Raw genomic sequence first — 10,618 nt, 5'->3', positions numbered from 1 at the left:
CTGACTTCATCCCCTCTCCATCCGCTTGCCGAAACAAACGGATGGTCGCAGATCGACTGAATGAGGGGGGTCAATTTTGGACGCCGATCCTCCCAGCTAAGGGGTCAAAATTGCACGCCGGTTCACACCCGGAGAAAAGAATTGTCGAGAGCGGAAGCAGGAAGACGCTTGCTCCGAGCAGCAGGAAGCCGCGACCGAAAATCCGGCGGATCGTGGGGGCAGAAGCACCCAACAGCACGCCGACCAAGACAACGGCCAGCCACGAGAGCGAACCCGCTCCATGATCTCTACCTGTCAGCGCGACCAAGGCTGGGGCCAAAGCCAACGTGCTAGCGACGCCGAAAACTGCACCCACTAAACCTCCCAGCACTGCCACCAATGCGCGCACTTTATCCCTCCCCCTCTGCCTCTTAACATAGCTAATTGGATGCCGACCGCTTTCAGACTGCGTTTCTCGCCTGGCACCCGCCAAGTCTCGAAGTTACGCCTGTAAACTATATTGTGCCAAACCAACATCGCGACCAAAGATTGTCGCGCGAATTGCGACGTGTTTTTGATGGCAAATGTGGATGGAGATGTTCTGGCCTAGGCGTCCTTCTAACCGGGACTACTTGTCTTGGTGCAGAAGATGATTTCTGCCGGTCGCGATGGTCTTCTGGTGGTGGGGCGCCATGATGCGGCGGACAGATCGCGGTCAAACAGAAAAAGGGCAGTGGCTAGCGTGAGTGCTCAACCGTTGGCCGCCAGCGGCGGCGCTGGCGCTTCGCGCGCGACCGCGAGCGGTCCACATAGCCCAAATGGCGACAAGCCGTCCTATCTGCCGCAGTTGACCCGCCTGCCACGACGGAAATGGCCTCCCGGGAGGTTTTTTTGGGGGAGGGGGGTTGTCGTCATCGGGGATGGCCGTCGCGCTCGGGCGGCCGACATCAGGGCGAAGCCGGTGGAGCGCCGATTGGCGGGAGCAGCCTCGTCGACGGCGCGGCTACAGCATCACGGCCATGCCCGGCCGGCCAGGCGCGTAGGCGGCACCCTTCTCTCCTTAGGGTAAGGGTGCTCGGCGAAAAATTCTGGATTTCCAGCACCTTGATAAAGGCGAACCGGCAGTCGGGGAGCGGCAGGGGAGCGAAGGACCCTCGTGCCAGCGATAATTCCCGCCGAAGATCCGGTGGATGAACGCGGCCGGTCCGACCGGTCCGACCCTAACCCAACTCTTTTGTACGCGTGGTAAACAGCTTCGACCAACAAGCCCGATCAAAACACATATGTCATAGACCCGGACCGGTCGGACCGGTTCGACGAATGAGCCAGGTAGTTGGTATTCCACTTCGCTTCAGAACGGCGAAGACCGCAGCCGGATGCCTTGGTAACTTGGCACACGCTCGCCGCTTTGGCGGGGTTTTGCCGGCTTGATCTCTTTGGGGAACGCGGCCAAGAGATCGCGACTGAACGTGCTCAAGGTTCCGCAATGTGTCTGGCCCCGCCGTTCACCGTGCTTCCGCCAGGCATCGAAAAGTTCTAGCTTTGAGACGATGCCTTGTGGATCGAGGTCACATTCTTCCCGAACGAACGCCGCCACAGGCGATGCCAAGTCGGAGAGATCGGCCATCGCTTCGGCCGCCGCCGGTGGAGGGACGAAATATCCTCGCTCCTTAAGCCGCTTCCACCCGGCTACCGCCCAATTGAGAATGCCGGGCAATTCCAGGAGGAGCTGGTTCGACAGGTTAGGGTTTTCCCGACCGCAAAAACTCTCAGTCATGACCAGTGGGATAAATCGGTTGGCAAGCGCCCCGGATGCATCCGCAAATGTTGGCAAGATGTTTGTGATGATCACAAATCTTGCGGCTAGGCGACCCGTCCAGGCTTCCTTATACTTCCGGTCGGCGGTCACCATATCCTCGCCGCTAATGCGGAGCAGGTTCTCCGCGAGGGCGGCATGATCCGTTTTGCGCCCAAGCCGCATGTCGCTGACGATCGCAACCTGCTTGCCGATCAGTGGCTGAAGGCCAAAAGGGTTGCCGAGACTGTTTATGGCCGGTGCGCACGCGTTTCGGTCGCCGACCAGGCTCATGAGGACACGACCAATGGTCCCCTTGCCTGAACGGGGCGGGCCAACCAGCAGAAAAATCTTCTGTAGCGAGGTATCAGGTACCAATAGGTACCCGAACATTTCCTGAAGCGTGGCAACTGACTCGGCGTCGCCCGGCCAGATGGATGCTAGGAACTCCAACCAGTGCGTCGGTTCTGCGGTCGTCGCGTCATAGTCAAAGGATAGCGCATTTCTCGTGAAAAAGCGCGACGTCGACGGCAGCAACTGGCCGGAAGGAAGGTGAAGGAGGCCGTTCCGGCATGCGACGATCTCGCTTGGCCGGGGTCCATCACCATCGAGCCAGCAGGGTGGTGCATATGTGTCTCGCGGGGTATGCGCGCAGGCGTCCAAAGCGTCCATGATATTCGCCACCTTTGCCTTGGTCGGCAAAAAGGGGCGAGGGCTTCCATCAGGCGCCGCTTCGATGGCTGCCGCGACGAAACCATATAGTTCGGACTTTATTGTGCCTTCCTCGACATCGATATAGGCGGCGCCATCATGCGCGAGCCAGTCATGGTTGTAACGCATCAAAGTCGGGCGGCGACGCCTGATGAACTCGCGCGCTGAGCGCAAGGGGTCACCACTATTTAACGACGGCGGCTCTGCGTCCAGCCTTGCGCGCGCCTGCGCCGCTTGGCGCATTGCATAGGCCTGCGGATGTCCCTGTTCGAGGACATGTTCGCTGATGCCGTGCCTGGGATTGGTGATAACATCGGCTATCGCAGCGTCGTCGTAGCCTGCTCTGATCAGTTCGCAGCAGACATAGAAGACAGCCTCCGACCGCGACGGCCAGCGGTTCGGGTTCTTGGAATCGTGACCCGCGCGGATAATGTTCCAAACCTGCTCAGCGATGCCGGACTTTGGCGCCTCACTAGCTTGAGGTTGGATGCTCGGCGGAGCGTCCACCCGTTCGGCCATTTCAAAATGTCGGATCGGGAAGCTTTGGTCGTTTGAATGGACCAAACGCGCCAATGCATGCTTGCGTCCCTTCGCGCGCTTCTTGGCGTCGGGCCAGTTAACGGTGCCTGGTAGGCGCAAAACCCTGCTCACATCGCGTGCAGCGATATCCCCCTCGAATTGATTCGCCAGGGCAAAGTTGTAGGCGCTAGCGCGGTCCGCTGATGCCTCGGAGCCATCAAGGACCATTGGCTCCTCCAGGCGCCATAGCGCCTGATATCCACCCCCACTGTCGATTAGAAACGTCGGAGATTGCGTTTCCAATTGCAATCGGATGCGCTCTCGCTCGGACTCCAGGTGATCGGCCTTTTGGGTGTCGGACGAGTTGGGATCAATCGGGCGCGGATCGACATCGACGTGAAGATACCGGACCTCGGGGATGTCAACCTTTCGGGCTTTGGTGAATCTCCTAGCGCCATCGCGCCGAACATCCGGATATGGATTGAGATGGAAATACTGATTCCGAGCGGCGTGAGCTTCTATCCAAGCCGCAACCTCCGCTTCGTCGCCCGGGTAATAGGCGCGGCTGCAGCAAAGAAACGGCCCGTCCGCCTCTTTCGCCCAGAGAACCCAGGGGCCGTCTGGTGCAAGTTTATGAAGAAACTCGACAGCCTGTTCCGCTCGGCAATTGTTGATTGCCTCTTGGACAAAGGTACCGTTCTCTATGTTCATGGTTGCGACCCGCTGCCTGCGACTGGCGGCCAAAAGGAAGACGCCTTCGGCCCTGAGCCGAGGCGTCTTTTCCTTAGGCAGGTGATCCGTCTTCGCCGGTATTCGATAGCCGGGACGCAAGCTTGCGCGCATGGGTGCGTCGGGCCTCTGCCCCTTCGCCGCGCTCTCGTGCGTCAAGTCGGCCAGCAACCCAATCGTTTATCTCACGTTCTAGAAAGGCGACCTTGTGCAGCCCCAAGGGTACCGGTCGCGGAAAAGTGCCGTCGGCGATCTTCCTGTAAATATGGGTCTTGGAAAAGGAGACGCGGTCGATAACCTCGTCCATAGATATGAAACGGTCGCTCATCGTGATTCCCTTCAAGTAACGCAGAACTCGAAGGAACATGGCCGGGCGGCACAAGCAGCGCACGGGTTTTAAATCGGCTGCCTATCTTCCGGTTTTTTGTCCGAACTGCCTCGCCAAGGTCTGACAAGTCGAAGCACTCACCGCAGGGAGGATGAGCGGAAGCGTGGCACAGAACCACTTGGTAAACGCGTTACCCGGCTTGTGCGCATCGTCGAGCACAAAGTATGGGCCGGAGATGTCGCCTGTCCTGCTGCGATAGAAGCTGATCAATTTTCGCGCCACCGACTCGTCGCTCGCGGGCGACCGTGGTCTGCCTCGCCGGGTGGCCGCGCCGCTATCTGCAACAGCGTGTCGCACCGATTCCAACTCGCCCACTAAATCGGACACGCGACTGCCAATATCTTTCGTTTCGTCGGTTTCTTGGAGCGCATCACCGACGTATGGACCAATGCTGGGGTCCATTAAGCCGTTTATCACTGTTTCAATTGCGGCGATAAAGTCCCTCAGCGGGCCGATTTTCGGCAGAAGCACATGCTCGTATCCGTAGTCGCGCAGACCGATAAGATAGCCAAGCGTCTCCTCATCGAGCTTGGGCTCCGGCCCGTTCAGTCCGGCCTGCGTATTCATTTCCGCACGATGTCCATCAGGTGCGCGCCGTAGGCCTGAAGCGCCTCGCGCTTCTCCTTCAGATAATCATGCTTGTTGTAGATTTTTTGCAAGCCAGGCCGTGCGTGACCCAGCACCGCGTCACGAATTTCCTGATTGAAGCCGAGATTGGCCAGCCGCGTCTCGCAGGTCACTCGCAAATCGTGAATGCGGAAATGCTGGAGGGTTGCCGCGTCGTTGCCCGTTTCCTGCCGGAGATGCTTCAAAGCGCCAGCATCGAGCGCGCGCTTGCCCTGCGAGAACCCGGCTACCGGCACCCGGCCATGCCTCGAAGAGAACACGAAATAGTCGTTGCGACCCGCCCAGACGGGGAAAGCCTCGAACAGCGTCCAAACAAACTCCGACATCGGCACGATATGCTCGCGCCGGCTTTTGAAGCGCTCCTTGCCAAGGTCGAGCCAACGGTTGTCGGTGTCAATCTCGGACCGCTTGCAGAAACCCCACTCGGCGCGCCTTTGTCCGGTCAGCATGAGGGTCTGATACAGCGAGCCGAACGGGTAGCGCAGTTCTTCCGCCGCCTTCCAGATCGCGCGTAGCTCGACGTCGGTAAGCGCGCGGCCGGCTTCCGTGTTCCGTGCGAGGTCCGTCCGCTTCATGCCCGAAAGGGGGTTGCTCTCGATAATCTCGCGGTCAGCCGCCCAGTTGAAGATGCGGGACATCTGCTTGCGCACCTCGCGCGCTGTGCCGACTCGGCCGCTGGCGACGAGATCGTCCATGATCTCGTGGACCTCTGAACGGCGGATATCGGCAATCGGTCGGTCGCCAAGACGCGGCACGACATGCAGGCGAAGCACGCGCTCAACGTTCTGCCAACTGGAGATGGTCCGCATGGCGTCCTGTTTCACGTGACGGTCGAGAACGGCGGAGAAGGTATTGGCTCGGCGCTCCTTTACCGCCTCAATTCGTTCCCCCCTCGGGTCGACGCCCTCGTTGGCCTTTGCGATGATCGCCCTGGCTCGGTCCCTGGCGCCGGCAAGGCTCACTACCGGCCACTTTCCAAGGGTAATACGGTGCTGCTTGCCTGCAAGCGGCCGACCGCTGTCAGATTCCCCACCTTCCCCTAGCACCCGGTAGATGACGGAGAACGACTTGGCGCCCTGCTCCGTCACCCGTAGCACAAGCCCAGGGCAAAGTTCGTCACCCATCTCCAGCCGACCCGACTTGGGCGGGTTTATTCGCTCCAGAACTTGGTTGGTCAGGCGCTTTTTCGTCGTCATAGCTATCGCTCCCCCGCTGTCATGGGTTGGGTTGGGTCGATCTTCCGAGGGTTTCCACGGGGAGCCGCAAGTGGCGGTTTTCCTAGCGACCCTATGGGACTGATCGTGTCCGCTCCCCGGAGCTACGACAATCAATTTTGGGATGAATAGGTTACGAGACGGGACAGAAAGGTAAGGAGAATCAATGGCTTGCCAAGGTTGGGGTCGAGGGTTCGAATCCCTTCGCCCGCTCCAAATTTCCCAACCACTCAAAGCCGCGGAACTCCGCGGCTTTTGTGTTTCTGAAGCGATTGAAATCGCACAACCGGAATTGCATTTCTGAGGCGACGATTACCGGCGGATGACAAGCTCGGTGATGCGACGCCCTGTGAAATCTGCGTGTGATTGTTGAGAAACGACCCCCTCCTTAGCTGCGGAGCGGTCGAGCTCAAACATCGGCATTGGTGCAGTTTAGGGTCCTTCCCATCGGGTCAAAGGACTGACCATCACTCGCCGTAGATGTCGAAGGTAAAATATTTCTTCGAAATCTCTGCGTAGGTGCCGTTCTCTCGAACGCCCCTGATCGCGGTGTTGATCTTCTCCCTGAGGGTGTTGTCTCCCTTGCGGAACCCGAAGCCGGCGCCGAGGCCGAGTAGCTCCGGGTCGTCTGTCACGGTGCCTTTGATCTCGCAACAGGCCTTTCCCTGATCCGAAGCCAGGTAGCCGTCCGCAGCGATCCCGTCGGACTGCACGGCGTCGATGCGGCCGGCGGCGAGGTCCTGGAACGCTTCGTCCTGAGTCTGGTACGCCTTGATCTCAGCAGCCGAAGCGAAGTGTTTTCGGGCGTAATCTTCATGGGTGGTGGACACCTGCACCCCGATCACCTTGCCCTTCAGGCCATCCGGCGACGGGTCGATCTTCGATCCCTTCGGCGCGACCACGACCGTCGGGGTCTTGTAGTAGCGGTCGGAGAAATCGATTGTCTTCTTCCGCTCCTCGGTGATCGACATCGATGCCGCGATCATGTCGATCTTCTTGACAGTGAGAGCGGGAATGATCCCGTCCCAGGCGGTTGGCGTCAGAACGCATTCGAGCTTGGCTTCGGCGCAGATCGCCTCGACCATCTCGATCTCCCACCCTATCCAGTTTCCGGATGCGTCGGAGTAGAAGAAGGGCGGGTAGGCCTCCGGGGTGAAGCCCACCCTGACGGGTTCGGCTCGCGCCGCGCTGCTGAAGGCTAGAGCCATGGTTAGAGTTGCTGCCGCGCAGATTCCCTTCATGTTCTCTCTCCGTTGCTTTAGCAGATATGGATACTCTTCCGGCATGGTGGATTTTGCGAGAGTATTTTTGATTTGTCGTGAATTTCCTATGCTGACATCGGAATCGGGTTCAGTTCCTCTGGAGCCATTGGCGCATCCCGCCAGCCGAGGCTGACCGGAACGTCGAACAGTCGTCCAGCCGCGAGACGGCGTTGCAGCGGCCGTAGTCCCGGAACGATGACTCGGACGGCCGGCACTCCGATTTCCGGCCGCGTCAAATCGACAGCAAGTAACCGCAGGCCGGCTTCGCGGCAGACCCGAAGACATTCCGCGACCCCAGCAGGACCGGTGCCAGAAGGGGGCACGGAACTCTCCCCGGATGGTTGAAGATGGGGCATCGAATGGAGCGAGACGCGGCGGAGCCAAAAGCCGAGGCGATCGCTATCGTCGACCGGTGCCATCCGGCATCGGACCGCGATCGAGAACTCCACCTGGAGCATTTCGGTGAGCGCTGCGATTGCGGCGCGGGACGCATCGAAATGCGCCGCTACGCCGACAGCGACCGCGCCGCCTCCCGGCTCGGCCGAAACAGCGGCGCAAACTGGAATGCGCAGATCCGTCGTCAAGTCCAAAAGGTGGAAACTTCGGCTGCGGGCCTCGAGCGAAGCAACGAGCTTTTCCTCGCCATCCACGGCGCCAAGGTTGAAGTTAGGGCAGACGTGGCGGCCATACCACCAGATTGCGGTGGCGTCGCGTTCGACCAGCTCGAGGAAAGCGGTAGCGGTAGCATCGTCCAGCGTGGCGCCTGTCGCGCAGCCATTGCTGTCCGCAACCGCGAATGCGCCCTCGTCACCGACTTCGAAGTAGCCGATGTAGACGCAGGCAGCAGGAACTAGGGCGCGATCTTCTCCATCCGGCGAGTTCGCCGCGACCCAGTCGACAGGAAGGGCTTCATCGAAGCGAGTGGGTATCCAGTCGACCACCCCGTGCGCGGCATTGGAAGCTTGCCGCTGCCGATATTGGTCTTCGCTCAGAAGAAGCAGAGAGGCAGGGTGCACTCCACTTGGCGCCACCTCGCCGTAGGTAGCCCGAACCCTCGCCTCATTGCCCCAGAAGCAAGCACTGGCCAGTTCGGCGGCCTCCCCCATACAGCTTGCCCGAGCCTGCTCGATCGTCACCCCCCGCCCGGACGCCACACGGCCCGCCTCAACTCGTGAGGCTCTCGGAAGGTGTGCTCCGCAGCTACCCTCCCCGGTTGCCGGGATGGCTACCGCAAGGTGAGCCGGGAAAGACGAAGGTGTCACCAAATGGGCACCAAACCAATCTGTTATAGCCATCCGATCTTGACCATGTCTTCATCGTTGCTCGGCTCCGTGACTGAGTCTTCACCCAAGAAAGGACTTTCTTCTTGCTTCGAGTCTCCTTCCCTGCGACAGGAACAGTCACCTGCACTTGGTGATCATCATCAACCCGAACAGGAATTTTCGGGCCTTTTCTGAACCCGCTGTCGTTCCATCAGCAAAATTGGTGATTATGTTTATATAATCGTCGAGATACGCCAAATCACCTACACTAGTAAGATGTTGAGATGGAAGAGATACGTGAGTCCGTGTCTTTCCATCTTCGTCGTCGTCTTCATCGATCATAACCTTAATTTTGTTTGTCGACTTGTCTATTATTCTATTTAGTTTATCTTTAACGATGCGTGCGCCGTTTCTTTTCAGAAATTCAATTGCTGCCTGATTCTTCTTCCCAATTTTTTCCAGATTGTTGTCTGTAATTGCAAAATAGTCTTCTGTTAATTCAATATACCCCTGCGGGTGTATCGCTGTCGATCCCGCATTGGGAACAATTCTCAAACTTCCGTTGCTAGATTGTGCCATATCACCTCTCCCGACTTACGCACATATAGGTTGTGGAAACGGATCGATATCACCAGCCAAAGCCAGCAAATCAGTCATGACGTAGCCTTCCTTGCCACTTCTGAACGGCAAGCTTGGTCTCCAATTCTTCTCCTGCAAAATCGAGTAGTCGCTGTTCGCGATCAGTTCGTAGAGCACTTCCATGACAATCCGACCGCCAAGCGGGCCAAGTCTCTCCCCACATTCCCGAAGCTGGGCCTCCTTCAGGATGTAGAACCAGAGCGGTGTATTTCCCCTCATTCTGGGATCTTCCAGAATGCATCGGACGTCTTCGTCTTCGTCCGCGGTGATCTCATCCTCGGAAAGGACGGGTATAGGTTCGATCCTCCGCCTTGCTCGCGACAAGGCGCAATTCATTTGACGAGACGCGGCTTCTCCAGACGGAAGACGCGCTGCCGCGCCGAACAATAACGTGCGGATGGGCAGGTTCGCTGACGGCGCCGGAGCGGGCAAGGCGCCAGCGGGAAGGTCACCCAAGGCTCGCGCTATTCTGGTGTCGATCCGCCGGGCGAAAAGCGGCTGCTCAACGGTAATGCCCAGTTCGCGGAAGTCGAACAACCGAGACCAATTTGCGACCCAGCTGCTCTGCAGCTGGTCTATCCCACCTACATTGTTCGTTTGTCTGAGCAGCGTGTCCAGCCCTGGATGGTGATAGCCGTTCCAGGCAGGAGTGTATTTACTTCGCACCATGCTGTGTCCGAACCTGAACGCAGCCATTGCGAACTCCAACGGCATTGCTGGATAAGGATTCTCGGGGCTCCGCGCCGGTCGGTAGAAAGTCGGACCATGCTCAATTACATCGCTGTAAACGTATTCGTTGACGACTTTCCGTAAAAAATCATTCAGAACGACAGACTGAAAATGCTGTATCACGGTTTTCCGAATTTTTTTAGCCGAGACCTCCCCGCTCTGTGACAGACGGGAAGCCACCGCATTGTGAAATCGAATCATCGCTACGTGAATCTGAGCGAGGTTAAGATTGTTATCATTGCGCTTTTCATTAATCTTTGGCTGCCCGTCTGTTCTGGGTAGGTCATTGAGAAATTGTGGAAGTTCAACGTTGATATCATCCAGCTTGGTTTGACCTATCTCGAGGTAGTACGACGTGTCTTCGTCCCCGAGATATAATTTATCCCCGTAGAGACTACCTAGATTCACGCTAGGCGAAGTCAATTGTTCAATATTTTGGAGCGCCTTCTTATATTCCGATCCGTTGTGTGTTATCTCATGTGCGATGAATTGCCCCAGGTAGGTGTATCCAGCTGGAATTGGGCCGTCCAATTGCGCATCGCTCGTATCCCGGGCCATCTTCTCTCCAAGACACCTCAGAAGATGGTCAGGAGGCTGCTCCCGTTGCTCCTCGAACATCCGAGTGAATCGAAAGGGCGAGTCCAATGGCTCTTGCGTATCGAGAAAGCGGTCGGAGGGGTTCGCGTCCTTGTTGACGATGGGCTCGCCATCGACGACGTAGATCAAGCGCCCATGCTTAGCGACCAAGCTGCGCCCCCTCGATT

General features: G+C 58.2%; 8 protein-coding genes. All 8 read right to left on the bottom strand.

Features of this window, described 5'->3' with window-relative positions; genetic code table 11:
• Positions 1-1,330: 1,330 nt before the first annotated feature.
• Positions 1,331-3,715 carry a phage/plasmid primase, P4 family gene (locus ACH196_RS18095; protein ID WP_396648309.1) on the bottom strand — a complete coding sequence of 795 codons (2,385 nt, stop codon included), beginning with the start codon at positions 3,713-3,715 and terminating at the stop codon, positions 1,331-1,333.
• 73 nt (positions 3,716-3,788) lie between these two features.
• A complete protein-coding gene (locus tag ACH196_RS18090; RefSeq protein ID WP_396648308.1) occupies positions 3,789-4,061 on the bottom strand; it encodes a helix-turn-helix transcriptional regulator in 273 nt (90 codons plus the stop codon).
• Positions 4,062-4,142: 81 nt separating this feature from the next.
• A complete protein-coding gene (locus tag ACH196_RS18085) occupies positions 4,143-4,688 on the bottom strand; it encodes a hypothetical protein (protein ID WP_396648307.1) in 546 nt (181 codons plus the stop codon).
• On the bottom strand, positions 4,685-5,944 hold the full coding sequence (locus ACH196_RS18080) for a tyrosine-type recombinase/integrase (protein ID WP_396648306.1): 1,260 nt from the start codon (positions 5,942-5,944) through the stop codon (positions 4,685-4,687). Before ACH196_RS18080 ends, ACH196_RS18085 begins: the two co-directional genes overlap by 4 nt.
• A 485-nt stretch (positions 5,945-6,429) precedes the next feature.
• Positions 6,430-7,203, bottom strand: coding sequence for a transporter substrate-binding domain-containing protein (locus ACH196_RS18075; RefSeq protein WP_396648305.1), 774 nt, complete (start codon positions 7,201-7,203; stop codon positions 6,430-6,432).
• Positions 7,204-7,289: 86 nt separating this feature from the next.
• Entirely contained in the window at positions 7,290-8,360 is a 1,071-nt protein-coding gene (locus tag ACH196_RS18070; RefSeq protein ID WP_396648304.1) for a YcaO-like family protein, read from the bottom strand.
• A gap of 264 nt (positions 8,361-8,624) precedes the next feature.
• A complete protein-coding gene (locus ACH196_RS18065; RefSeq protein ID WP_396648303.1) occupies positions 8,625-9,065 on the bottom strand; it encodes a hypothetical protein in 441 nt (146 codons plus the stop codon).
• A gap of 15 nt (positions 9,066-9,080) precedes the next feature.
• Complete coding sequence (locus ACH196_RS18060) at positions 9,081-10,580, bottom strand: peroxidase family protein (RefSeq protein WP_396648302.1); 1,500 nt, start codon at positions 10,578-10,580, stop codon at positions 9,081-9,083.
• Positions 10,581-10,618: the final 38 nt, after the last annotated feature.

The organism is Mesorhizobium sp. IMUNJ 23232, from assembly GCF_044326205.1.
Lineage (GTDB): Bacteria > Pseudomonadota > Alphaproteobacteria > Rhizobiales > Rhizobiaceae > Kumtagia.
Note: the sequence above shows the minus strand (reverse complement) of the source record. Positions and strands in the feature narration are given on the sequence as shown.